The sequence below is a fragment of the Curtobacterium sp. VKM Ac-1376 genome (genome assembly GCF_015351025.1).
Taxonomy (GTDB): domain Bacteria; phylum Actinomycetota; class Actinomycetes; order Actinomycetales; family Microbacteriaceae; genus Curtobacterium.
Genome location: NZ_JADKRV010000001.1, coordinates 120342 through 144953 on the forward strand (window position 1 = coordinate 120342; position 24612 = coordinate 144953).

At 70.5% G+C, this 24612-nt stretch carries 22 protein-coding genes, 1 tRNA gene and 2 pseudogenes; 14 read left to right on the forward strand and 11 right to left on the reverse strand.

The features are described from left to right. Positions 1-36 precede the first annotated feature (36 nt). Positions 37-110: transfer RNA gene (locus ITJ56_RS00540), tRNA-Leu, on the forward strand. 71 nt (positions 111-181) lie between these two features. Then, positions 182-1522 carry a threonine/serine exporter family protein gene (locus ITJ56_RS00545; RefSeq protein WP_194626415.1) on the forward strand — a complete coding sequence of 447 codons (1341 nt, stop codon included), beginning with the start codon at positions 182-184 and terminating at the stop codon, positions 1520-1522. Between the two features lie 52 nt (positions 1523-1574). On the opposite strand, the gene ITJ56_RS00550 is transcribed toward ITJ56_RS00545, so the two are convergent. Then, positions 1575-2111 (reverse strand): AMP-binding enzyme, encoded by a 537-nt coding sequence (locus tag ITJ56_RS00550; protein WP_228516883.1) that lies wholly within the window; start codon positions 2109-2111, stop codon positions 1575-1577. Between the two features lie 177 nt (positions 2112-2288). Then, positions 2289-4631, reverse strand: coding sequence for an Ig-like domain-containing protein (locus ITJ56_RS00555; protein ID WP_194626417.1), 2343 nt, complete (start codon positions 4629-4631; stop codon positions 2289-2291). A gap of 217 nt (positions 4632-4848) precedes the next feature. On the opposite strand from ITJ56_RS00555, the gene ITJ56_RS00560 reads away from it, so the two are divergent. Next, positions 4849-5430: a LemA family protein gene (locus ITJ56_RS00560; protein ID WP_194626419.1), complete on the forward strand. Its 582-nt coding sequence runs from the start codon at positions 4849-4851 to the stop codon at positions 5428-5430. Between the two features lie 117 nt (positions 5431-5547). Here ITJ56_RS00560 and ITJ56_RS00565 read toward each other — a convergent pair whose 3' ends face one another. After that, positions 5548-6828: a winged helix-turn-helix domain-containing protein gene (locus tag ITJ56_RS00565; protein WP_194626421.1), complete on the reverse strand. Its 1281-nt coding sequence runs from the start codon at positions 6826-6828 to the stop codon at positions 5548-5550. A 92-nt stretch (positions 6829-6920) separates the two neighbouring features. Here ITJ56_RS00565 and ITJ56_RS00570 point away from each other — a divergent pair, with 92 nt between their 5' ends. Next, positions 6921-8165, forward strand: a complete 1245-nt coding sequence (locus ITJ56_RS00570; protein WP_194626423.1) for an AI-2E family transporter — start codon at positions 6921-6923, stop codon at positions 8163-8165. Positions 8166-8227: 62 nt separating this feature from the next. Next, positions 8228-9487: a threonine ammonia-lyase gene (gene ilvA, locus ITJ56_RS00575; protein ID WP_194626424.1), complete on the forward strand. Its 1260-nt coding sequence runs from the start codon at positions 8228-8230 to the stop codon at positions 9485-9487. Positions 9488-9619: 132 nt separating this feature from the next. Here the strand turns inward: ilvA and greA are convergent, their stop codons facing one another. Beyond that, a complete protein-coding gene (gene greA, locus ITJ56_RS00580; protein WP_194626426.1) occupies positions 9620-10108 on the reverse strand; it encodes a transcription elongation factor GreA in 489 nt (162 codons plus the stop codon). A 71-nt stretch (positions 10109-10179) separates the two neighbouring features. Continuing rightward, a complete protein-coding gene (locus ITJ56_RS00585; RefSeq protein WP_194626428.1) occupies positions 10180-10686 on the reverse strand; it encodes a DUF4307 domain-containing protein in 507 nt (168 codons plus the stop codon). A 19-nt stretch (positions 10687-10705) separates the two neighbouring features. Between ITJ56_RS00585 and mca the strand changes: the two genes are divergently transcribed. Together mca and ITJ56_RS00595 are read left to right on the forward strand one after the other, a co-directional pair. Beyond that, positions 10706-11596 (forward strand): mycothiol conjugate amidase Mca, encoded by an 891-nt coding sequence (gene mca, locus ITJ56_RS00590; protein WP_194626430.1) that lies wholly within the window; start codon positions 10706-10708, stop codon positions 11594-11596. Beyond that, on the forward strand, positions 11593-11943 hold the full coding sequence (locus ITJ56_RS00595; protein ID WP_194626432.1) for a hypothetical protein: 351 nt from the start codon (positions 11593-11595) through the stop codon (positions 11941-11943). The genes mca and ITJ56_RS00595 overlap by 4 nt, the downstream gene beginning before the upstream one ends. Positions 11944-12121: 178 nt before the next feature. Here ITJ56_RS00595 and trhA read toward each other — a convergent pair whose 3' ends face one another. Further along, positions 12122-12829, reverse strand: a complete 708-nt coding sequence (gene trhA / locus ITJ56_RS00600) for a PAQR family membrane homeostasis protein TrhA (RefSeq protein ID WP_194626439.1) — start codon at positions 12827-12829, stop codon at positions 12122-12124. Positions 12830-12924: 95 nt separating this feature from the next. Here trhA and ITJ56_RS00605 point away from each other — a divergent pair, with 95 nt between their 5' ends. From ITJ56_RS00605 to ITJ56_RS00615, 3 genes are all read left to right on the forward strand, one after another. After that, complete coding sequence (locus ITJ56_RS00605; RefSeq protein WP_194626441.1) at positions 12925-13710, forward strand: isoprenyl transferase; 786 nt, start codon at positions 12925-12927, stop codon at positions 13708-13710. A 110-nt stretch (positions 13711-13820) separates the two neighbouring features. Continuing rightward, on the forward strand, positions 13821-14930 hold the full coding sequence (locus ITJ56_RS00610; RefSeq protein WP_194626443.1) for an aminotransferase class V-fold PLP-dependent enzyme: 1110 nt from the start codon (positions 13821-13823) through the stop codon (positions 14928-14930). A 365-nt stretch (positions 14931-15295) separates the two neighbouring features. After that, a complete protein-coding gene (locus ITJ56_RS00615) occupies positions 15296-16657 on the forward strand; it encodes a PhoH family protein (RefSeq protein WP_194626445.1) in 1362 nt (453 codons plus the stop codon). 127 nt (positions 16658-16784) lie between these two features. Here the strand turns inward: ITJ56_RS00615 and ITJ56_RS00620 are convergent. The 3 genes and pseudogenes from ITJ56_RS00620 to ITJ56_RS00630 all read right to left on the reverse strand — a co-directional run bounded on the left by ITJ56_RS00620 (position 16785) and on the right by ITJ56_RS00630 (position 20017). Beyond that, positions 16785-18021: pseudogene (locus ITJ56_RS00620) on the reverse strand (acyl-CoA dehydrogenase family protein). A gap of 533 nt (positions 18022-18554) precedes the next feature. After that, positions 18555-18980, reverse strand: a complete 426-nt coding sequence (locus ITJ56_RS00625) for a hypothetical protein (RefSeq protein WP_194626447.1) — start codon at positions 18978-18980, stop codon at positions 18555-18557. Positions 18981-19105: 125 nt separating this feature from the next. Then, entirely contained in the window at positions 19106-20017 is a 912-nt protein-coding gene (locus tag ITJ56_RS00630) for a CPBP family intramembrane glutamic endopeptidase (protein ID WP_194626449.1), read from the reverse strand. Positions 20018-20521: 504 nt separating this feature from the next. On the opposite strand from ITJ56_RS00630, the gene ITJ56_RS18170 reads away from it, so the two are divergent. The 3 genes from ITJ56_RS18170 to ITJ56_RS00640 all read left to right on the forward strand — a co-directional run bounded on the left by ITJ56_RS18170 (position 20522) and on the right by ITJ56_RS00640 (position 22951). Beyond that, a complete protein-coding gene (locus ITJ56_RS18170; RefSeq protein WP_228517104.1) occupies positions 20522-21748 on the forward strand; it encodes a hypothetical protein in 1227 nt (408 codons plus the stop codon). After that, complete coding sequence (locus ITJ56_RS00635; RefSeq protein ID WP_323749704.1) at positions 21715-22407, forward strand: alpha/beta hydrolase; 693 nt, start codon at positions 21715-21717, stop codon at positions 22405-22407. The genes ITJ56_RS18170 and ITJ56_RS00635 overlap by 34 nt, the downstream gene beginning before the upstream one ends. A gap of 145 nt (positions 22408-22552) precedes the next feature. After that, positions 22553-22951, forward strand: a complete 399-nt coding sequence (locus tag ITJ56_RS00640) for a hypothetical protein (RefSeq protein ID WP_194626453.1) — start codon at positions 22553-22555, stop codon at positions 22949-22951. A 129-nt stretch (positions 22952-23080) separates the two neighbouring features. On the opposite strand, the pseudogene ITJ56_RS00645 reads toward ITJ56_RS00640, so the two are convergent. Together ITJ56_RS00645 and ITJ56_RS00650 are read right to left on the reverse strand one after the other, a co-directional pair. Next, a pseudogene (locus ITJ56_RS00645) lies at positions 23081-23710 on the reverse strand (methionine synthase); the annotation flags it as partial. Further along, positions 23707-24060, reverse strand: a complete 354-nt coding sequence (locus tag ITJ56_RS00650) for an SdpI family protein (protein WP_194626455.1) — start codon at positions 24058-24060, stop codon at positions 23707-23709. The pseudogene ITJ56_RS00645 and the gene ITJ56_RS00650, both read right to left, overlap by 4 nt. Before the next feature lie 167 nt (positions 24061-24227). Between ITJ56_RS00650 and ITJ56_RS00655 the strand changes: the two genes are divergently transcribed. Beyond that, positions 24228-24467: a hypothetical protein gene (locus ITJ56_RS00655; protein WP_194626457.1), complete on the forward strand. Its 240-nt coding sequence runs from the start codon at positions 24228-24230 to the stop codon at positions 24465-24467. Positions 24468-24612 lie beyond the last annotated feature (145 nt).

Sequence of the window (24612 nt, forward strand, 5' to 3'; positions counted from 1 at the left end):
TGGCCGCCTTCGTGCATCGGTAGGCTGTTGCGGCCCGCCCCCGTGGCCCAATCGGTAGAGGCATGCGACTTAAAATCGCCGAGTTGTGGGTTCGAGTCCCACCGGGGGTACCGAGGACCGCTGCGCGAACGGCCCGACCGCACACCGCACGGCCCCTTCTCGCCCAGTAGCATCGACGATCGTGGTCGGACTCGGAAGCGCACTCGCCAACCTGCAGAACGCCCTCCGCCGCCCCGAGGCCCACGTCGAGGTCGTCGACGGCGAGACCGTCCCCGTCGGCATGCTCCTCGGCACGCTCGGGGCCCTGCTCCTCGACGCCGGCAGCTCCGTCACCGACGTCCGCTCGGCCCTCGAGAAGGCCCGTGACGCCGCCGGGGTCGGACCGACGCTCGCGATCGGGGTGCTGCCCGCCCTGGTGATGGTGAGCGAGGTCTCGACCGGTGCGGCCACGATCGTCAACGCCGAGGGCGTCGAACTGTCCTCCCGCCAGGCGGCCCGGGCCAACCGCGTCGTGCTCGGACTCGAGAGCGGGTCCATCGCCCTCGCCGAGATCCCCGCGCGCGTCCGTGCCATCCGCGCCGGCACCGTCCCGCCTCCCGCATTGCCCTGGATCCTCGGCAACGCCCTGACCTCCGCCGGACTCGCGGTCGTGTTCCGTTGCCCGTGGTGGGCGATCGTGGTCGCACTCGTCGTCGGAGCGCTGGTCGGGGTGATCGGCCTGCTGCTCCGGCGCTTCCGCGAGGCCGTGGCGATCATCCCGTTCCTGGCCGCGTTCGTGTCGACGGCCATCGTCGGCCTGGTCGCCGCCGGCACCGGCTTCGAACAGGTGCCGCTCTTCGCGGTGTGCGCACCGGTGGCGGTCTTCGTGCCGGGAGCGCTCATCACGAACGCGCTGCTCGAGCTCACCGCCGCCGACATCGTGACCGGGTCCTCGCGGTTGGTGCAGGGCCTCATCATGCTCGGCTTCATGGCCGCGGGCATCGCGTCGGGCAGCGCCCTGACGGGCCTGCACGTCGACCCGTCCTCGGCTGCGCTCGTCGGCGAGGTCGCGGGCGTCGGCACGGACCTGGCCGGGTGGGAGAGCGTGCCGTCGTACTGGGTGTCGTGGGTCGCCGTGGTCGTGCTGGCCGTGGGGCTCGGTCTGGTGTTCCGGTCCGGGTGGCGGCTGACGCTCGTCTCGGTGGCGGTCATGGTCACCGCGTACGCCCTGGTGAGCGGGACGACGCCGCTGTGGGGCAGCGTCGTCGCGACCGGTGCCACGGCCGCACTGCTGTTCGTGGCGACGCGGTTGCTCGAGCGGCTCGTGCCCGCGATCCCGGCGACGGTGTCGTTCTTCCCGGCGTTCCTGCTGCTCGTGCCGGGGACGGTCGGGCTCGTGGCGGTCGCGACCTTCGACCCGGTGGCGCTCGCGACGCCGCTGTCGACCTTCGTCAGCCTGTGCATCGGGACGAAGATCGGCGGGCTCCTGCCCGGTCTGTTCGCCCGGAACGCGCCGCGGCGCGCGGTGGACGCCACCGGCTGACGGCCCGGAGGCCCGTGGCGGCGCCGCCACGGGCCTCCAGGCCGTCAGCCGCTCACCCGGCGGGCGCCCCTACGGCTCGATCAGGAGGCCAGCCGCCTGGCCGGACGCTGCAGACGCCTTCGCCAGGTAGTGCACCTTCTTGCCCGTGGCGTTGGAGGGGACCGCGTCGACGAACCGGTACCACCGCGGCCGCTTGTACCGGGCGGGCCCGGGGTGCGAGCCGGTCCACTCCTCCAGGACCGCGGCGGCCGCGACGTCGTCGGCGGCAGCCGGCCGGTCTCGCGGACGACGAACGCCGCGACGACCTGCCCCACCGCGGATCCGGGACGCCGACCACGATGGAGTCGGCGACGCCCGGGTGCTCCTGCAGCACGGCCTCGACCTGCACCGGGTGGACGTTCTCACCGCCGGAGATGATCATGTCGTCCCTGCGTCCGACGATCGTCACCCGCTCGTGCTCGTCCCACGTGGCGAGGTCGCCCGGGTGGAACCAGCCGGTGTTGCGGACGAACCCGTTCACGTACGTGAAGCTTCCCTCGAACACCTCGCGGAACCGCGTGGCGTCGTGGTCGGATCGGGTCTCGGTCATCGTCGCTCCCTGTGGCGGTCCTGCGGTCCTGCGGTGCGCCGCGCACCGCTCGTCACTGTATCCGCGGGCCGGTGCCGTGGGCCGGCACCGAGATCCGGCTTGCGACAGTGCGGACCGGCACAGTGCCTCCAGTCCGTCAGGGGCGCGGGGATCGACGGACGGGAGGCCCGGTTCGGCTCACGCGCGCGCGGTGCCCTGCGTGGTGCGCGCCCACACCACGGCCGCGATCGCTGCCGCCACGCAGGCCGCGGCGGCAGCGCCCAGCAGGGCCGGGGAGACGTGCGTGCCGGACGAGCCCGAGTAGACGGCGGCCGTCAGGGCCACGGCGACCACCGCGAGGGCGGCGTAGCGCCCTCGGGAGGCCGCGAGGAGCGCGCTGCCGGCGGACGGCGCGACGGGCAGCAGCGTCGCGACCACGGCACCGACCCCGCCGACACACAGGGTGATCGCGAACTCGGAGGTGAGCGCCGCCCAGAAGCCGCCCCCGCCGCTCAGGCTGTGCAGCACCCAACCGGTCGTGGCGAGCCCGAGGAGTGCCACGACCCGCCAGGTCGCACTGCGGGCGCTCACGGCGATGCCCGAGCCGAGGCGGAGCGCGCCCGTGTCCAGGTCGGGGCGACCGGACGGCACGAGCACGACGCCGACGATGAGGGCGGGGGAGAGGTCGGCCGCACGGGTGATGCCACAGGCCGCGAGTGCTGCGAGCACGAGCCAGGGCGACATCCGGAAACCGACCGCGCGGTGGTCGGCGCCAGCGGCCCGGCGGGTCGCGAACACGACGGCGGCGGTGAGCGCGGCGGTCCCGAGCAGGACCGCGATGGCGAGGCGGACGTAGCGCGCCTCGAGCTCGACTCCCACACCGAGCAGGGTGCAGAGTGCCGCGACGGACACCGCGATCGTGACGGATGCCCAGGTCGGCAGGACGTCGTCGCCCCGGGTGCTGTCGGACCGCGATCGGTTCCGGCCGAGCAGCCCGGCGAAGGGCACACGGAGGCGACCGCGGGCAACCGCGGCGACGAGGGCGAGCGGCGCGGCGATGAGCAGGAGGAACCCGGCGGCGACGGCGGTGGCGACCAGGACGGTGCGCCACGAGAACGCGGCCTGGATCGTCGGGACCGTGCGGTCGTAGGTGGTGGCGGCGGTCCAGTCCCCCGCGGGGCCGGACCAGTCGAGGTGACTGCCGGCCCCGCTGCCGCGCTCGGCGCCGGTGCCGGTCCCGTTCGCATCGCCGGTGCCGCCGGTGCCGGTACCGTTCGCACCGCTCCCCGAGCCCGTGCCGCCGGCCGTGGCGCCGCCGTCGTTCCCGCCGCCGAGGGCGCCGCGGGTTCCGGCGTTCCCCGGTTCCCCGGCACCGGGTGGGTCCGCGGGCGCCGCGGACCCGGAGCTGTCGACACCGGGAGTCCCGGGAGCGGCTGCCCCGACCGTGACGCGGACGGGCGTGGACGACTTCGAGTAGTTCCGTGCTGCGTCGTGCTGCGTCGCGGTGATCCGGTGCCCGCCGGCGCGCAGCACCGACCCGGCGGTGGAGCACGACCACGAACCGTCGGCGGTGACCTCGGCACCGCAGACGGGTGCGCGGTCGACGTAGACCGTCACGCCGGCTCCGGGCTCGCCGGTCCCGCGCACGGTCGTGCCGCGTGTTCCGAGCCGCTGCCCGTCGTCGGGTGACGTGATGCGCGGGGCGGCCGGAGCGGTCCGGTCGACGGCGATCGTCGTCGGGGCGGAGGCGGCGCTGCGCAGGTCCGAGCGGTAGCCGCGCGCGGTGCTGGCGGTCTGGGATGCCGTGACCGTGACGCGTCCGTCGGCGACCGACGCGAGCCGCGCCACCCACCGGCCGTCGGGACCCACCCGAGCGGTCTGCTGTGTCGGCGAGCCGGAGACCGCGAGCGTGACGGTCGACCCGGGGAACCCGGTGCCGGACACCGTGCCGCCGGTCGGACCGCCACCGCTCACGGTCGGCGGGACGATGACGTCCGACGCCGGCGCGCTTGCGGGCGGCAGGCTCGCGGCCACCACGTCCCGCACCGTGAAGACCTGCTGTGGGCCGGACCGGACGGTGCCCAGGCAGGCCCACGACCCGTTCGGGCGGACCTCGGTCGTGCATCCGGACGAGCCCGTCGACGGCGGGCCGACGACCCGGACGGTGTTGCCGGGGGTGCCGGTGCCGTGGAAGCGAGCGGTGCTGGTCGTCACGTCACCCGGGTCGGCAATGGCGGGACCCACGGGCGGCCGGAGCGCCGGGGCGGGCGAGGGGGAGCCCGGCCGGCCGGTGCTCGGCGGGGCCAGTTCGCTCGGCGCCGGGGTGGCGGTGGGGGCGGTCCGGGTGCTCGCCGCGATGCCGGTGCCGGTTTCGGTGCTCGTGCGCGTGCTCGGTGCCGCGAGTGCCGGGACGCCGGCTGCGGTGAGCAACACGGCGGCGAGGACCGCCACGGCCGCGGAGACGGCGACGGAGCGGACACGACGACGGGGGCCGTCACCCCCGACTGCCCGGTCGTCCACGTGTTCCCCGCGTGCGCTCACCGGCTCCATCCCACGGGATCGCCGGCGTGTGGTCAATACACCTCGCGGATGATGTGCGTACCGGGCCGCAGTCCGAACGCCCGGTGTGCGTGACTCGGGAATCGCCCGTGAACCCGGCCGCCGGAACGGAGCACGGTCAGCGCATCGATAGACTTTCCGATGGCCGTTCAGGCCATCGCAGCACCGCGGATCCCGACGCGCAAAGGAGTACGCCCGCATGGACACCGGACTCGTCACGACGCTCATCGTCGTCGGAGTGGTGGTGGTCGTCCTGGTGATCATCGGGATCTACCTCTGGGTGACGTACAACTCGCTCGTCACGCTCAAGGTCCGGGTGGACGAAGCCTGGAGCGACATCTCGGTGCAGCTGAAGCGCCGCGCCGACCTCATCCCCACCATCGTCGACACCGTCAAGGGGTACGCCACCCACGAGAAGGCCGTGTTCGACGACGTCACGAAGGCCAGGTCGGAAACCCTGACCGCGGGCGACGCCAGCTCGGCCTCCGCCGCCGAAGGGCACATGCAGAAGGCGCTCAAGAGCGTGTTCGCGGTCGCCGAGGGCTACCCGCAGCTGCAGTCGAGCCAGAGCTTCCTGCAGCTGCAGACCGACCTCGTCGACACCGAGGACAAGATCCAGGCGGCCCGACGCTTCTACAACGGCGGCGTACGCGAACTGAACACGAAGATCCGGGTGTTCCCCAACTCCGCGTTCGCGAAGAACCGCGGGTTCGCCGAGGCCTCGTTCTTCGAGACCGCCGAGCCCGCTGCGATCGCTGAGCCGCCGCGCGTGCAGTTCTGATCCAGCGTCCCAGCTGACGTGCAGGGACGACGGCTCGGCTGTTCTCCATGCACCGGCCGCTGCCCGACGGCACCGCGCGCCTGCGGGTGACCGCCGACCGGTTCTGACCACCGGCCGTCAGTCGGTGTCGGTCGCTCCGAGAGTCGCCGTCTGCTCCGGTCCGGCTGCGTCCGCGTCGTCAGCGGACTCGTGCGGCACCAGTGGGAGGCCGAGCGCCCCGGCGAGGGCCGCCGACGCCGTGCCGCGGTCGGTGACCTCGATCGCACCCAGGCCCTGCCACGCCGCAGTACGTCGCAGGGTCTCGGCCAGCCGCTCGGCGTCGAGGTGCTCGCCGGGCTCCTGCCACGCGGTCCGGACCCGCAGCACCCCGCGCTGCCGGTCGCTCTTCAGGTCGACGCGGCCGACGAGCCGGTCGTCCTGCAGCACCGGGAGCACGTAGTACCCGAACACCCGTTTCGGCGCCGGCGTGTAGATCTCGATCCGGTAGTGGAAGCCGTACATGCGCTCCGCACGGCGGCGGAACCACACGACGGGGTCGAACGGGCTGAGCACGGCGTCGGCGGTGACCTGCCGTGGCACCCGGGCCTCGGCGTGCAACCATGCCCGCTCGCCCCACCCCTCGACCCGCACCGGCAGGAGATCGCCGGCGGCGGTCAGTTCGGCGATCGCCACCGCGGTGTCGTCGGAGCGCAGCCGGTAGTAGTCGGCGATGTCAGCACGCGTGCCGACTCCGAGCGCGCGGCTCGCGTGGCGCACCAGCTCGAGCACGGCGTCGGCGCGGGGCGGGGCGGTATCGAGGAACCCCGCGGGCAGCACCTGCTCGGGCAGGGCGTACACCCGCTCGAACCCCGAGCGACCAGCGCTCACGGCCTCGCCCCAGCGGAACATCTGCTCGAGCCCCAGCTTGACGTCGCTCCACCCCCACCACGGGCCGCGCCGGACGTTCGACTCGTGCTCGACGGCACTCGCGGGCATCGGACCCTCGGCACGCAGCAGGGCGTGCAGCTCGCGACGGACGGCGACGGTCCGGGTGACCCCGTCGACCCGGGTCGGGCCGGCGTCTCGCTCCCGCAGGGCGTCCATCCGCCAGCGGAACAGGCGCAGGTCGTCCCGCGGGATGAGCGCTGCCTCGTGCGCCCAGTACTCGGTGTACGGGCCGGAGCGTCCGAGCGTCAGACGGTCCAGCGTGGTCCGGTCGTAGGCGCCGAGCCGGGCGAACAGTGGCAGGTAGTGGCTGCGTTCGAACACGTTCACGGAGTCGATCTGCAGCAACCCGAGCCGGCCGAACGCCGCGTTCAACGCCCGCGTCGGGACAGCCCCGGTCGCAGGCCGCCCGAACCCCTGCGCGGCGAGCGCGACCCGGCGTGACTCGGCAGCGGAGAGCGTCGTCCTGACCATGCCGCGACGCTACCGGGACCCGCCGACATGAGGGTGCACGAACGTATGCCGCATCTGGCACCTGACGCGGGACACGTCGGTACACTCGGCCCATGGCCTGGGGCAAGAAGACACATCCGGAACCCGTCGTCGACGACTCGGTGCCCGCGGGGATGCGGATCGCGGGCGCGTGGTCGTGGCGGATCCTCGTGGTGGTCGGCGTCGTCGCGGTGGTCATCTACCTGGTCACGCTGTTCAGCGAGATCCTCATCCCGTTCCTGATCGGCATCGTGGTCGCCGCGTTGCTGGTCCCGCTGTCGAACTGGATGCAGCGCCACCACGTGCCGAAGTGGGTCGCGGTCATCGTGAGCCTGGTCGGCGGGCTCGCTGCGGTCGGTGCCCTCGTCTGGCTCGTCGTCGACCAGATCGCCGCTGCCTACCCGTCGCTGCGTGACCGCACGCTGTCGCAGTACGACAACATCCGCGACTTCGTCCTGAGCTCCGGTCTCGGAATCAGCCAGAAGGACCTGAACTCCTACCTCGACCAGGCGACCGACTGGCTGCAGAACAACTCCGGCTCGATCCTGTCGGGGGTCGCCAGCGCGGGGTCGTCGCTCACCCACATCCTCACCGGCCTGTTCGTCGTGATCTTCACGGTGATCTTCCTGCTCATCGACGGCAAGAACGTCTGGCGCTGGGTCGTACGACTGTTCCCGACGAACGCGCGCAGTGCCATCGACGGGGCTGGTGTCGCCGGTTGGACGACCCTGACGAGCTTCATCCGGGTGCAGATCTTCGTGGCGTTCGTCGACGCGGTCGGCATCGGCATCGGCGCGGCGATCCTGCAGCTGCCCCTGGTGGTCCCCATCGCCGTGTTCGTGTTCCTCGGCTCGTTCATCCCCGTCGTCGGTGCGATCGTCACCGGATTCCTCGCGGTCTTCGTCGCGCTCGTGTTCAACGGCTGGGTCGCCGCCGTGTGGATGCTCCTCGTGATCCTCATCGTCCAGCAGGTCGAGGGACACATCCTGCAGCCGCTCGTGATGGGGAGCGCGGTGAAGGTGCACCCGCTCGCGGTCGTCCTCGGCGTCACCGCGGCTTCCGGGCTGGCAGGCATCGCCGGGGCGTTCTTCGCCGTGCCGCTCATCGCGACGGTCAACTCGATGGTCACGACGATCTCCAGCGGCCGGTGGAAGACGATGGACTCGGACCACGTGCGCGAGGCCAAGCAGGACGCGCACGAGGCCAACGTCGCCTCGAAGCGTCGGCGCAAGGTCATGAAGCTCCGTCGTCGTCAGGGGGACGTGCCGCCGCCCGGGGCCGACCAGCAGGCCACCGCCGTCAAGGGGACGGCAGGCTGAGCCCGGACGATCCCGCGCGTCACGGGTTCGCCGCAGCGGCCCCGAACGACGATGATGGGGGAGTGACCGACACCAGCGCCTCCCCGCACACGCTCACCGCGATCCCGACCCTGGCGGACATCGAGGCGGCGCGCGAGACGATCAAGGGCGTCGCACGGGTCACCCCGATGGAGACCTCGCAGTTCCTCGCCGAGCTCCTCGGGTCCCCGGTGCACCTGAAGTGCGAGAACCTGCAGCGCACCGGCGCCTACAAGGTGCGGGGCGCCTACAACCGGCTCTCCACCCTGTCCGAGGAGCAGCGCGCCAAGGGCGTCGTCGCCGCGAGCGCCGGCAACCACGCGCAGGGGGTCGCGCTCGCGGCCCGCGAGCTCGGCATCCCCGCGACGATCTTCACCCCGGTCGGGGTCGCGCTGCCGAAGCTCCAGGCCACCCGGCACTACGGCGCCGACGTCGTGTTGCGTGGGCACTCAGTGGAAGAGGCGCTGAGTGCTGCGAAGGACTTCGCCGCCCACACCGGCGCCGTGTTCATCCCGCCGTTCGACCACCCGGCCGTCATCGCCGGGCAGGGCACCCTCGGCCTCGAGATCATCGACCAGGTCCCGGAGGTCGACACCGTCGTGGTGCCGATCGGCGGCGGTGGTGTCATCGCCGGCATCGCCCTCGCCGTGAAGGGCATGGCCGAACGCCTCGGTCGCCCGATCCGCGTCATCGGGGTGCAGGCGGAGAACGCCGCCGCCTACCCGTCGTCGATCCGTGCCGGCGAGCCTGTGACCATCACCACGAAGCCGACGATCTCGGACGGGATCGCCGTCGCTCGCCCCGGTGACCTGAACTTCCCGATCATCCGCGACCTGGTCGACGACATCGTCACCGTCTCGGATGACGACACCGCCCGTGCCCTGCTCGTCCTGCTCGAGCGAGCCAAGCTCGTGGTCGAGGCCGCCGGCGCCGTCGGCGTGGCGGCGATCATGTCCGGGGCCGTCCGCGACACGGGGCGCACCGTGGTGCTGCTGAGCGGTGGCAACATCGATCCGCTCATGATGGAGCGCGTGATCACCCGAGGCCTCGTCGCCGCGTCCCGCTACATCGGTATCCGCATCATGCTGCCGGACCGTCCCGGCCAGCTCTCCCGCGTCGCGCAGGTCATCTCGGACGCCGGTGCGAACGTCGTCGAGGTGCTCCACACCCGGCACGGCCAGGGTCTGGTCATCAACGAGGTCGCACTGGACCTGTCGATCGAGGCGCGCGGGCCGGAGCACGCGCAGGAGGTCATCCAGCGGCTGCACGAGGTCGGCTTCCGCCCGGAACTCCTCGAGCACTAGTCCTCGACCATCCACGCGTCGTTCGACGCGTGGATCGTCGGAAACGCGGTGCGTGCCCTGGGCGCGACCAGCGGACAGACGGGAGGCCCGTGGCGGTGTCGCCACGGGCCTCCCGTCTGCAGCGCTGCGGGCCTACGGCTCGTACCGCTCGATCTTGACGACCTCGACGGCGATCTCCTTGCCGTTCGGCGCGGTGTACGTGGCCTTGTCGCCAGCCTTGAGGCCGACGATCGCGGCGCCCACGGGGCTGACCGGGCTGTAGACCGTCAGGTCGGAACCCTCGGCCACGATCTCGCGGCTGCCGACGAGGAACGTCGACTCGTCACCGGCGATCACCGCCGTGACGACGGTGCCGGGCTCGACGGTCCCGTCGAAGGCGGCTTCGCTGACGGTGGCGTGCTTGAGGAGCTCGGTGAGCACACGGATGCGCGCCTCGATCTTGCCCTGCTCGTCCTTGGCGGCGTGGTAGCCGCCGTTCTCCTTGAGGTCGCCCTCTTCGCGCGCGGCCTCGATGCGGCGTGCGATCTCGGCACGGCCCTCGCCGCTCAGCTCGTCGAGCTCGGCCTTGAGGCGGTCGTGCGCTTCCTGGGTCAGCCAGGCGACCTGCGTGTCGTTGCTCATGTTCTGTCCCTTCGACCAAGAAAAAACGAGACCGGCCGAGTGGTCGGTCTCGAAAGGCGAATCACAGCAGTCTAAGGAATCCAGCAGTCGTGGATCAAGCCGGTCACGCCGCGAGTCGTCGTGGTGACCCTGGTGGTGATGCTGCGGGTGCGCTGTTCCGAGGCTGGCAGGGTGATCTCCTTCCAGCCGACGATCGAGTAGCTCTTGTCGAGGACCTGCACGGCACACTTCGCCTCGACGCCCGGGTCGACGGAGACCTGCGAGTGGACGACGGTGCTGTGCTCCGACAGGACCTCGTACCCGACGTCGTCCTGGTCGAGCCCCCGGTCGGACTGGTCGAGCCCGGCCCAGATCACCCAGGCGCCGAAGACCACGGCGACCGCGACGGCGGCGAGGATGGCGATGAGGCGACTGCGGTGCGCGCGGGCCGGGGTGCGGCCGTAGCGCTCGTCGAGGGTCGCGGTGCGCGCGGTCGCGGTGTGCTGCTGTTCGGACAGTTCGGGGCTCCCGGAGTGATTATCCTGATCCCAGGGTAGTTCACGCGATGCTGTGCGCTGCCCGCGTCCGACGCCGCTCACCTGCAGTGAGGAACCCCACGTGCCGTACCGCCTGCTGGCAGTCCACGCCCACCCCGACGACGAGTCGAGCAAGGGCGCCGCGACCGCCGCGAAGTACGTTGCCGAGGGGCACCAGGTGCTCGTCGTGTCCTGCACCGGGGGTGAGGCCGGCGACGTCCTGAACGACCAGCTCGGCGAACCCGCGACGAGCCGTGCGAACCGCGACATGGCCGGGTACCGCCGCACCGAGATGGCCGCGGCGCAGGCCGCGCTCGGCATCGACCACGTCTGGCTGGGCTACCACGACTCCGGGCTGCCCGACGCCGAGAAGGGCGAGACCGTCCGGCCCGGCACGTTCTCCACGGTGCCGCTCGAGTACAGCACAGAGGCGCTCGTCCGCGTGATCCGCCGGTTCCGCCCGCACGTGCTCGTCACCTACGACGAGAACGGCGGCTACCCGCACCCCGACCACATCCGCACGCACGAGGTGTCGATGGCCGCATGGTCCGCGGCCGCCGACCCGTCCGCGTACCCGTCCGCGGGGGCGCCGTGGTCGATCGCGAAGCTCTACTACGAACGGACGATGAACCCCCGCCGGTTCCGCACGATCTTCGAGGCGCTGCAGGACCGCGACCCGGACAGCCCCGCGATCGAGCAGCTGCGTGAATGGGTCGAGCGGTTCGCCGACCGGCCGGACCTCGCCACGAGCCACGTCGACGTGCACGAGTACTTCGACCACCGCGATGCCGCGCTCCGCGCCCACGCCAGCCAGGTCGCGCCGGACAGCGCGTTCTTCTACTGGCCGAACGACCTCCTCGCGACGGTGTGGCCGACCGAGGACTACCAGCTCGTGGAGGCCCGCGTGCCGACCGAGCTCCCGGAGACCGACCTGTTCGCCGGGATCCCAGCCGACAAGGAACCGACCTCGTGAGCACCATCGCGGCGGCACTCGCCGCCACCCCCAGTCCCAGCCCCTCGGTCGTCCCGGACGTCGACGTCACCCCGGGCGTCGTCGGGTTCATCGCGATCGCGCTCGTCGCCATCGTGACGATCCTGCTCGTCGTGGACATGACCCGACGCATCCGCCGGACCCGCTACCGCGCCGAGGTGCGTGAGCGGCTCGAGGCCGAGGTGAACGGCACCGCCGGCGACGGCGCTGCTCGTGACGGCGCTGCTCGTGACGGCGCTGCTCGTGACGGTGCTGCCACGGACGAGCCGGACCGGCGCGCGGCCGAGGACGGCCGGGCCGACGTCGGCGACGACACCGAGCGCGGCTGACGCGACCCGATCCGGACGGGAGGCCCGTGGCGCGACCCCCACGGGCCTCCAGTCCGTCAGCACACCGGGCGGAACCGGGCGTATCGAGCGGAACCGGGCGTACCGGGTCGGAACTTCCTGCTCGGTACGCCCGGAAGCACCTGGCATCGCGCGCGTTCTGGGAAGGAACGTGCGACCGTCAGCGCACCGGGTCGATCGCGACGATGAGCACCCCGGCCCACTGCGCGCCGAAGGCCACGACCGTCAGAGCGTGGAAGACCTCGTGGAACCCGAACTGCGTCGGGACGGGGTTCGGCCGCTTGAAGCCGTACACGAGTGCGCCGATGACGTAGGCGACGCCTCCCGACAGGATGAGCACCGTCATCGGTACGCTCGCGGCGAAGAACTGCGGCAGCAGCCCGAGGGCGGCGCAGCCGAGCACCAGGTAGATCGGCACGTACGACCACCGCGGCGCGTTGATCCAGAGCACGCGGAACGCGATGCCGAGCGCCGCACCGGACCACATCACCCAGAGCACCACGACCATGAGCGAGTGCGGCAGGGCGCAGATCGCGACGGGCGTGTAGGTACCGGCGATGAGCAGCAGGATGTTCGTGTGGTCGATGCGCTTCAGTACGGCCTTGACCCTCGGGCCCCAGGGGAACCGGTGGTAGGTCGCGGAGACACCGAACATCGCGAGCGACGTCGCCATGAACACGGCGCTGCCGACCTTCGCCGCGGTGCTGTCGGCGAGGCCGATGAGGACGACCCCCATGGCGATCGCGAACGGGAAGGCACCGAGGTGGATCCAACCCCGCCATGCCGGTCGCGGTTCAGCGGCGGTCGACGCGCCCTCCTCCGTGAACGGGACGTGGGGGAGGGTGCCGGTCTCGTGCTCGTCCTGCATGCTCCGACACTATGGCCTCTGCCCGGACGGAAGCCACGTGTCCGCGGAGCGGGGCGATCGGCTCCCTCGTGTCCGGGGTGCACTACGCTCGGTGCGTGACCGGCACGGCGGGATGGACAGGGCGAGGGATCCTCTACCGCGCCTACCAGCGCCGTATCCGCCGCCAGATCGAGGGCGCTGCGAAGCCCAAGCACGTCGCCATGATCGTGGACGGCAACCGTCGCTGGGCGAAGCAGCTCGGCCTCGAGTCCGCCGCACACGGCCATCGCGCGGGCGCCGCGAAGATCCCCGAGTTCCTGACCTGGTGCGACGACCTCGGCATCGAGGTCGTGACGCTGTACCTGCTCTCCGCCGACAACCTGACCGGCCGAGCCGGCGAGGAACTCTCGGAGCTCGTCGGCATCATCGCCGACCTCGCCGGGGTCCTCGCCGACAAGCGGGACTGGCGCGTGCAGCACGTCGGGTCGAACGAGGGGCTGCCCGAGAACCTCGTCACCGCGCTCGAGCGCGCGGAGGAGCGGACCGCCGGCCGGACCGGCCTCCACATCAACCTGGCCGTGGGCTACGGCGGCCGACGCGAGATCGCGGACGCCATGCGGAGCATCGTCCAGGCGCACGGTGCGGGTGGCGGCACCATCGACACCCTGGCCGAGGTCCTGACGCCGGAGCTCATCGGCGACCACCTGTACACGCAGGGCCAGCCCGACCCCGACCTGGTGATCCGGACCTCGGGCGAGCAGCGCCTGTCCGACTTCATGCTGTGGCAGAGCGCGCACAGTGAGTTCTACTTCGTCGAGGCGTTCTACCCGGACCTGCGCGAGGTGGACTTCCTCCGGGCGGTCCGTGACTTCGGGCTGCGCTCCCGCCGGTTCGGCGGCTGACGCCGGCACCCCCCCGGCTCGACCCCGAGCAGCCAGGTCGCGCACGGGTTCGTCGGCGAAGCCGCGTCCCAGTAGGCTCTCAGGGTTCGACCCTGTGAAAGGTGCCCCCTGTGAACATCGACGAGTACGCCGCCGGCTTCTCCGAAGACCCCGGTTACCTCGACCACGCTGCGTTCGGCCCCGTGCAGACCGCCGTGCTCGAGGAGCAGCGTGTGCTCGGTACGATCCAGGAGCACATGCGCTTCGGATCGATGGAGACCCTCGACGAGCAGGACGCGCGCGTCCGCAGCGTCGCCGCACGGCTGGTCGGTCGCCGTGAGGACCAGGTCGTCTCGCAGGCCGCGACGACGCCGGGGCTGCTGCACACCGCCTTCGGGCTGACCGGCGGCGTGCTGGTCTCCGCCGACGAGTACCCGTCGCTGCCGCTCGCGTTGGCCAGCGCCGCCTCGGCCACCGGCGGCCGGGTGCAGCCCGTCGTCATCGAGTCCGGCGCGGGATGGGTGACACCGGAGCTCGTCCGTGAGCGCCTGACCGACGAGGTGACCGCGGTCGCGGTGTCCCTGGTCGACTGGCGCACCGGGTACTCGACCGACCTGGCCGCCATCCGCGAGGTCATCGGCGACCGCCTGCTCATCGTCGACGCGATCCAGGGCTTCGGTGTCGTCGACGCCCCCTACGAGACCGCCGACGTCGTCGCCACGGGCGGACAGAAGTGGCTGCACGCGGGCTGGGGCACCGGGTTCGCCGCGTTCAGCGACCGCGCCCTGAACCGGCTCCGTCCGGCACTCTCCGGCCCGCACGGCACCAGCGGCTGGCCCGTCGAGGTGCCGGCGGTCCGCCCCGGCGCCGCCGGCTTCCAGATGAGCCGCATCGACCCCGTCGCCCAGGCTCGGCTGGCCGTGTCGCTCGAACGCTTGACCGCGGTCGGAGTCGCCACGGTGGCGGAGCGCGTGTCCGAGCGGGTCGAGCGCGTCTTCGCGATCGCCGACGAGTTCGGGCTCGAGGTCGAGTCGAGCCGCGACCCGCGCGAGCGCGCCGGCATCGTCGTGCTCCGACCGATGCAGGGGCGCCTGACGGCGCTGTCGGCGGCGCTGCACAACCACGGTGTCACGGTGACGACCCGGCTCGGGGTCGCCCGTGTGTCCGTCTTCGCGTCGACCACCGACGAGACGCTCGACATGTTCCGCGACGCCTGCGTCTCGTACGCCACCATGCAGTAGCAGCGCCGGCGACCGGACGGGAGGCGCGGTGCCGGGCCGCCACGGGCCTCCGGGCGCACACCTGGTCGCGCCGCGAGCGGTCACGACACCCCGCTCACGTCCGCCGAGTGGTCACCACCTGTCGGTCGGCGCGACCGCAGCCGACAGTTCGTGACCGGCCGACGGCACGGCACGCGCCGCGCTCTCGTTGTTCACGCGACCGTAACTCCGGAAACCGCGTGTCGCTGGCGGCCTGTCGGAGGCCGGACGTACGTTGTCCCCATCGGGCAACGCGCCCGGTCGAAGCGGCCACAGTCGGTGCTTCGGGACCCGCTCCGTGGCCGCGTTCGAGGACAGGACCGGGCCGGTCGCGGCCCGGGGATGGAGTGGTCGTGACCTCTCAGAACGTCTCTCGCGGAACCCAGCACCAGCACACCGCGGACTCGTCCACGTCGGTCGCCCAGCGCACGTACGTGCTCGACACATCGGTGCTCCTCAGCGATCCGCGGGCCTTGTTCCGCTTCGCTGAGCACGCCGTGGTCCTGCCCGTGGTCGTCGTCAGCGAACTCGAGTCCAAGCGCAACGATCCGGAGATCGGGTACTTCGCGCGACAGGCGCTCCGGTTGCTCGACGAGATGCGCATCGAGCACGAGCGACTCGACTTCCCGATCCCGATCGGGGACGGCGGCTCGTTCCGCGTCGAGCTGAACCACTCCAACCAGTCCGTCCTGCCGTCGGGCCTGCAGCTCGGCGACAACGACTCCCGCATCCTCGCCGTCGCGTCGAACCTGCAGAACGACGGGCTCGACGTCGTCGTCGTGTCGAAGGACCTGCCACTGCGCGTGAAGGCGTCATCGATCGGCATGGCAGCTCAGGAGTACCGCGCCGAGCTGGCGGTCGACTCCGGCTACACGGGCATCGCCGACCTGCAGGTCTCCGGCGAACAGATGGCCGACCTGTACGAGAAGGAAGAGATCAGGTCCGTCCAGCTCGACGGCGTCCCGGTGAACACCGGCGTCGTCATCCACTCCGAGCGCGGCTCGGCACTCGGCCGGGTGCACGTCCCCGGCGCCGTCGCCCTGGTGCGCGGCGACCGCGAGGTGTTCGGCCTCCGAGGCCGCTCGGCCGAGCAGCGGCTCGCGATCGACGCCTTGCTCGACCCCGAGATCGGCATCGTCTCGCTCGGCGGCAGCGCGGGGACCGGCAAGTCGGCGCTCGCCCTCTGCGCCGGGCTCGAAGCGGTGCTCGAGCGGCAGCAGCACAAGAAGATCATGGTGTTCCGGCCGCTGTACGCCGTCGGCGGGCAGGACCTCGGCTTCCTGCCGGGTGACGCCGGCGAGAAGATGAACCCCTGGGCGCAGGCGGTCTACGACACCCTCGGTTCGGTGGTGTCCGACAACGTGCTCGACGAGGTCGTCGAACGCGGACTGATCGAGGTGCTGCCGCTCACCCACATCCGCGGACGCTCACTGCACGACGCCTTCGTGATCGTCGACGAGGCCCAGTCGCTCGAGCGGAACGTGCTGCTCACGATGCTCTCCCGGATCGGGCAGAACTCGCGGGTCGTGCTCACCCACGACGTCGCCCAGCGCGACAACCTGCGGGTCGGCCGGCACGACGGCATCGCGTCGGTCATCGAGCGGCTGAAGGGCCACCCGCTGTTCGCACACGTCACGCTGACGCGTTCCGAGCGCTCCGCGATCGCCGCGTTGGTGACGGACCTGCTGGACTCGCCCGACCTGGTGTAGCCCACCGCGAGACTCGCGACCGGCGGCGTGACGGCCAGGAGGCGCGGTGCCAGCTGGCACCGCGCCTCCCGTCCGTCATGTGTCACGGGATCGCGTGCAGTCACGCAGCCAGCTTCCGGTGCAGGCGTCACGAGGTGCGGGTCGCACCGATCGCCCAGACGCGGGGCGGTTCTGCACCGTTGACCGCGTGGTCACCGATGATCCGCGCCTTGAACACCCACGGGTTGTGGCTGCCGGCGGTGCGAGCGTTCCGCCAGTGCCGGTCGAGGTTCTTCGTCGTGCTCACCCCGGACGCCGCGAGCGCGTCGAACAGGTGCGAGGTCGCCGTCGTCGCCAGGGTGGTCAGCGCCACCTGCGCCTGTGCGGTCGCGAGTTCGGCGCGGTCGTTGCGGCGCTCGTCTTCGGCTGTGTCGAGCGCGGCTCCCTCGTACGCACCCTGCAGGGCTGCGGCGGCCCGGTCGACGATGGCGGTGGCGGCGAACCCGGCCGCCGACACCTCACCAACGACCTGGAGGATCTGCGGGTCGGACGCGAACGTGTCGGCGTTGCCGTGCGAGAAGACGCGGGTGCGGTTGCGGACCTCGCGCGCGATCTCCCGTTCGGCTGCGAGGACGGACCCGGCGAGGACGCTCAACAGCACGCCCTGGTAGAACGCCGTCTGGTACTTGAACCGCTCGTCGAAGGGGATCACCGCGTCGGCCTGCACGACGGCATCGTCGAAGGTGCTGGTGCCGGAGCCGGTGGTGCGCTGCCCGAACCCGTCCCAGTCGTCGGTGTGGGTGACCCCGGGCTGGTGCGCGTCGACGATCGCGATGACCCGCTCGCCGGTGTCCGTCCGCTCGGCGTAGGTGTCGATCCAGTCGGCGAAGATGCTGCCGGTCGAGTAGTACTTCTGTCCGGTGATCCGGAACGTCCCGTCCTGCTGCGGGGTCACCTTCGTGATCACGTCGCCGACCTGCACCGACCCGACCTCGGTCCACGAGTTGCCGGCGATCTCACCGCGGCCGAAGCGGTCCAACCACCCCTCGCGTTCCCCGGTCCGTGCGACCAGCCGATCCTCCACCAACGCGAAGTGGCCGCGGAGCGCCCTGGGGGATGTTGCTGTCAGCGGCGGCGAGTTCGGTCAGCAGACGGAACAGCTGGGGCAGGGTCGCCCCTGCTCCGCCGTGGGCGACGGGGACGCGGACGGCGCCGAATCCTGCCGCGGCGAGTTCGCGGATCTCCTCGAACGGGAGGCGGTGGTCGCGTTCGCGCTCAGAGGCGCCGGCAGCGATGCGGTCGAAGATCGGACGGACGCGGGCGAGGAGCTCGTCGTCGGCGCCTTCGTCGATCGTGCTGTCGGCGGTCCGGTTGCTGATGGTCACGAGGACTCCTTCGGGGTCTGGGCTGCTACCTGTCGCGTTGTGTGGCGTCGTCTGGTGTCGATTCGTCTGCTGTGGGCGCGGCGCGAGGGCAGCCGGCCGCGGCGGTCGCTCGGCTGTCTCGACCCGCGGGGGCGCCCGCGGGCCGGTGCCGTGCGAGCCGTCCGGCCGGCAGCCCTGCTCAGCAGTGCGGCTCCGGACCGCCCGACCAGATGTGCGCCATGGTGAGACTGTGACATCGGCGAACGCCCGCGAGAAGGGTTGTGTCGATGTGTGTCGGAGGGTGACTTCCGATGACCCGTGACCGCGCTGCGACCCCGTGGGCGTTCGCAGCAGCCGTTTCGCGTTGCTGCGCGTGAGCGATGGCCGCGGAGCCGGTCGGACGAAGACGGGCATGCTCCTCCGAGAAACCCGCGTAGGCCACGCTCACAGGTGCGCGCATCATCGAGGGAGCGCGCACCCGCCAGAGGACTGGCCACTGCCTGGCTTGGTGTGGGCGAAAGCCGTGGTCTCGGCGCCGTTCACTCCGGTGACGTTCAGGCCGGCGGGGTCGTCCCTGCGCCCTCGGTGTCGTCTGCGCCCGCAAGACCTGTCCCGGCCTGGTCGAGGTTCTCGTGTGGGTCGCCCATGTCGCCGGTCGCAGCGCCGGTGCGGGACAGCCCGAAGTGTTTGCGGACGGCGTTCGCCTCGGCGGGGGACAAGGTGCTTCCGGCTGCGAGGGACGGCGCGCCCTTGATCGCGTCCTTCGTGTACCCGAGGTGCACGTCCGTGCCGTCGAACGTGGCGTCGTCGGCGGGGACGAGCGCCCGGTGACGCCCGAGCAGTCCGGTTGCGACACAGACGTAGGCCGCACTGCCGTCCTCGTCGAAGGGGAACACCTGCACGACCTTGCCGACTGACACGCCGTTGCGATCCCGGACAGTCGCACTCTCGACCTGGTGGATGACGCCCTTGGTGATCATGAACGTAGTCAACGCCCTCGAGTTTGACGCTTCGCAGACGCCGTCCTCCAGGCCGGCGGTCAGGACCCGATCCTCGGGGTCCGAGGCTGCGATGGTCCGGTCAGTTCCCTTGGGCATTCGGCCGGCTACTGGGACAGCTCGGTGTTGCGGACCTCGGAGCTGCCCAGTTGCGACCCGTGTCGCTGGCGAAGTCGAGTTGCCCGCAACACGCACGCCACGATCAAGAGCGCCATGACGATCCATCCGGTGATGGCGAGTGGCCCGACAAGGCGTTGGTCGAATGGGGGGAAGAGCACGGACTGGTACGAGGCGAAGGTGTTGAGTGCCGCATGGGCGAGCACGCAGGGCAGAAGCGATCCACTCGCAAGCCGGAGCCAGCCGATCAGCACGCCCGCGCCGACACAGCCGATCATCATCATGATGATCCCAAGCGGATTGCGTTGCTCGTAGTTCAGGCCGAGCAGGATCGCGGGAGCGTGCCAGAGACCCCAGATCGCGCCGCTGACGCTCAGCGCCCATCCGGTGCCGAGTGGCAGCAGTTTCGGGAGGAGCCAGCCGCGCCAACCGACTTCTTCGCCGGTCGCAGCGATCGCGGTGATGGCAATCCCGATCGGGAGGTTCAGCAGTTGCAGCAGCGCCAGGAGCGCCATCGGCATCGGCGGTTGCTCGCCCGTGACTCGAACGATGAGTTCTTTCGCCACGGAGTGTTCGGGGTCGAGCTGCACCCACCCGAACAGCATCCCGAGGCCCCAGTTGCCGGAGATCAGCACAGCAGCTCCGGCGATGCCGGCGAGAGCGAAGTGCCAGCCTTGACGCGTGAAGAATCTCGTCAGGCCGAGCGCAACCAGGATCGCCTTCCCGCGGCGACGTTCGAGCGTGACCGTGACCAGCAACGCGGCCAGGCCTGGTGTGAACATCATCGCCACGGTTGCGATGTACGCACCGGGGTTCTCAGCTGGGTCTGAGAGGTCCGCATTCACCTGGATGGCTGGCCAGAGCAGCGCCCACGCCGCACCGTACGCCATCAGGACGAACATGCCAACCGCGCTCCAGCGGACACCCCGCGGGCTTCCCAACATGTTCTCCCCCGTTCGCTTGAGTGCGCCGCGCATCACTGCAATCGGCTCCCTTGCCTCGGCGGAGGAGCCTGAGCGCCTGCGGATCAACTTACTGAAGCAATCACCTGGAAGACAACATATCAAGCATCGGACGCCCCTGGGGATGGTGCGAGACGCGGTGTCGTGATCCGTCCTCTGGCGTCAACGGTGGGGTCGAGGGTCGTGCACGCGGAGGACGCACATGACCGGGGGCTCTCCTTCATTCGGAAGAGAGCCGCCGTGGTGTACCGCGGTGATCAGTGGGCCGACGGGAGCGCCGTGTCGACGAGTTCAGCTCGCACGGTGTCTGCTTCCGCGGATGGCGCGGGTGCACCTGGCATTGCACCGATGCCCTCGAAGCCCCACTGTTGTGTGAAATACACGCTTCGGCGCTGCTTCGGGTAGGGTCAGCGTTCGGGCCGGGGTGGGCCTGAGGGGGACGTCATGGGGAAGATCGAGTTCGACGCGGCGGCGGCAGACGCCGTCGTCAGAGCGGCCACGTCGGGGAAGGACGAGCTCCGCGCTCAGTCGGGGGCTCGTCGGTCCGCCGTCGAGGAAGCAGCGGCTGACTTTTCCGGAGCCTACGCGGACCGGTTTACCGAGTCCGCCTCGACTGAGTCGACCGACCGGGGCAAGTTGGCGTCCGTCCTGGATGACCTCGTCGGTCAGGTGCGCGACGCCAAGTCCTCCGCGCAGGCTGAGGAGGAACGGCTGAACGCACTCGATGCTTGGAACGAAGCCGAACGCGAACGCCAGCACGCCGCAGCGACCTCCCTGCTCGCCACCACCACTCTGCCCCCAGTCGCGATCCGTGCGCCGAAACCGTCGGAGGTTGCGGTCCGACCACCGTCGATCCATGCGGCGTTCGCGCCTCGGGAACGCAGGCGGTCCGGAGGTGGTACGGGACACGGTCGAAGCTCGGCGGACCCGGCACGACTGCGCGACTTCAGTATCGTCAGCCGGGCGAACGACGCGGCTGCCGAGTCAAAGGCCTCAACGCTCGCCAGTGCATGGACTGCGTTCACCGCTTCGTGTTCCTGGGTGCTGATCGAGGGGTGCACCTTCGTGACTGGGTTCGATCGCTTCCTCGAGGAGAACAGAGCCGATGCCGCATGGATCGACCGCATCGCGGACGCGTTCGAGCAAGCCGGGAGCAGCGGATCGCTGGCGAACGCCAGGATCGACAAGGCGACCGACGACGAGCTCGTCCGCGATGTTCAGCGGCTCTTCGCCGACGACTTGACCCCGACCCAGGTCGCGGCGATGTGGGCGGATCTCGGTCTGACGAGGGCGGACGCTGCGGACCTCGCACTCCTCCCGACCTCGGTGCTGACCGCTCTGGGGAATCTCGAAGGGGCGCCGTACTGGGCGCGCGGAGCTGCGACGTCGCTGTACTCGACCGCCGGATCGCCTCCGCGAAGAAGTTCCTGGACGACCTTGGCCGCCCGGACCGCATCTACAGCGCGGAGGCGCGCAAGAACGCCGAAGACCTTTCCGCACTCGAATCGATCAAGGCATCACTCAACCCCAACGGCCGCAAGGGCCAGCGAAGCCTCACGGTACTCAGCGCAGACCATCCGCCCCTGGCTGCGGTGTCCATCGGAGATCTCGACGAAGCCACGAACGTCACCTGGGCGGTGCCGGGGATGGGATCGAGCACGGGCAGCATGACCGATTGGGCGGATGCCGTTCAGAACGTCTACAGCGAGCAGGCAAAGGCCGCTCCCGCAGGACGCGGCACCACGAATGCCGTCGTCGCGTGGATGGGGTACGAAGCACCGCCCGTCCCGCCGGCGAGCACCGCCGTGTTCGGCAGCGACTACGCGAAGGCCGGCGGCGAGAAGCTGGCCGCGTCGATCAAGGGCCTCGACGCGACGAGAGCCGGTACCATGCCGGCGGTCAACGTCCTCGGACACTCCTACGGCACCACGACCGCGTCCTACGCGCTCACGACCGAGGGCGTGCACGTGGATTCGTTCACCACCATCGCTTCGGCTGGGATCCCGGACAGCATCCACGAAGCAGACGAAATCCACGCCGATGCGGTGTACGCCGGACAAGCAGAAGTGGTGAAGCCGATCATCGAACATTGGAGTGGCGACGAATGGGCGGCGGTCGGGCGTGACTTCAGCTCGGACCATCATCAGGATCCGACTGCTCCGGAGTTCGGCGCGACGAGCTTTGGCGCTGACGGGGCGCCCGGCCTCAAGCCCGTCCGCGACCACGGCGTGCACACCTGGTACGGCGGCGGTTACCTCGATGAAGACACGCAGTCGTTGCAGAACGTGGCGTATGCCACGACCGGCCAGCCCGAACGATTGACGAACTGATCATGCCGATTTCGCCGAAACAAAGTGATCTGGAAGGAACTCCCAGATGAAACCACGACGGGCGAAAGCCGTCTCCGTCCTCCGGGCGACAGGAGCCGTGCTGCTCGCTGTCGCCGTTCTCACTGGTTGCAGCGAAGGGTCTGGCATGAACACGAAAGAAGCGAAGCAGTCCATCGTCACGTTCGTCGAGGGTTCGACCGACGTGGTCGGTGACGGCTGGGAAGTAAGCGACGGTCCGGGGCTCGGGAAGTGCGGCCGGGGTCTTGGGCAAGGGGGCGTCCAGTACGTCTACGCCATGGTCCGCTCCGCGAGCGCTGACCCGAAGGCCGACGTCAAGGCGGTGGAACAGCACTGGAAGGAGCTCGGGGTCACGACCGAGCGGTACCAGACCGGCGGCGAGGACCCGATCCTCGGCGTCCGGGGCAGGGGCGGTCCGGTGAGCTCCTCCGACTTCCGCGCGGATCCCCGCGGGTACACGATCGACGGCAGCTCGCAGTGCGTTGCGGGGGACCTCGAGAAGATGAGCCTCGACAGTCAGGAGTGACGACCGCGACCTGACCACCGGAACCGAGCCGCGCCTCCAGTCCGGCCCGGGACCAGGGCGCCTGCCGGACGCGACACGAGGGACGGCCTGCCCCGTTGTCGAGGCGAGCCGTCCTGTGCAGCCGGGCCGCTAGCGCGATACCGGCACGGCGACGCTGGCGAGCTCGGCTCGCACGATGTCCGCACCAGCGGACAGCGCGCCGAGCTTGTCGAGCGCGGCACCACGTGCAAGGGGAGCCATCTCGCAGTTGGAGCTGGGGATCAGCTTGTCGGCATCGACGAAGTCGAGCGCCCGACGGAACACCTCGGCGACCTCCTCCGGGGTCTCCACCGTCTGGGTCGCGACGTCGATGGCCCCGAGCATCACCTTCTTGCCGCGGATGAACTCGACGAGCTCGAGGGGGACGTGCGAGTGGATGCATTCCAGCGAGATGATGTCGATCGACGACTGCTGCAGCAGCGGGAAGGACTGCTCGTACTGCCGCCACTCGGCCCCGAGCGTCGCCTTCCAGTTGTTGTTCGCCTCGATGCCGTAGCCGTAACAGATGTGCACGGCGGTCTCGGCGCGCAGGCCCTCGGCTGCACGCTCGAGCGCGGCCACGCCCCAGTCCTGCACCTCGTCGTGGAAGACGGTGAAGGCGGGCTCGTCGAACTGGATGATGTCGACACCGGCGGCTTCGAGTTCCCGCGTTTCCTGGTTGAGGATCGTGGCGAACTCCCACGCCAGCTTCTCGCGTGAGAGCGTGCCGAGCGTTGTCATCCCTCGGGCGAGGCCCGGCGCACGGCGCGGTGCGCCACCGCGACGGACAGGAGCGCGCCGCCGACGAGCACTACCGCGGACACGAGCACCGAGACCGGATTGCGGAGCGGTGCGAGACCGATGCTCACTGAGCACCACAACACGGTCGCGGCTCCAGCGATGATCGTCGGACGCAGCGCTGCGCGGTGGGCGATTCTCCAGGCTGCATCACTGGACATCGTGGTCGGCGTCCGGATGCCGGCGAGGCCGTTTCGAGGCAGAGACCCGTTGCCGGCCCTCCAGGTCAGCCAGATCACGAGGAGGGCAGCGCCGATCTCGAGTGCCAACGCGAACACCATTGCTTCACCCATGAGGTCGACGCTACAGTCCTGGAATACAAACGGCAATGTACAGGGCGCTGACGCTGTGTGGTCACGTCATTAGCAGTCGAGCCCCAGCGCCTGAGTGCGAAGGCGGACTGCCCTGTCGCTCACAACCGCTGAGCGAGCGGGATGACGACTTGACCAAGGAGGGGAGTATGAACCCACTCGTCCCGACCGTGCTCGATGCCGCGGTGTTGATCGTATGTCTGGTCGCGCTGATCCTGGCTCTCGCGGCCTTCGGCTCGCTGGCCCGCTCCGCGTCGCTCAACGGATGGCGTCTGCTCGCCTGGGCTTTCGTTGTCCTCTTCGTCCCGTTCGTCGGGCCGGCAACGTGGTTCGTAGCCCGGCGCCGCGCACGCCTGCTTGCGTTCCAGCAGGTCAGCGATGACGCGTGACCGTCACGTTGGTCGTCAGTAATCGTGCACGACCACGTTGCAGCGGCGTGTTCTTGAACGCCGGCGTCGTGAGCCTCCACCGACACGCCCGGTCGCTTTACGCCGGTGCTGCCGCCCGCCTTTGTGCCCGCCTGCAGAAGGAGGG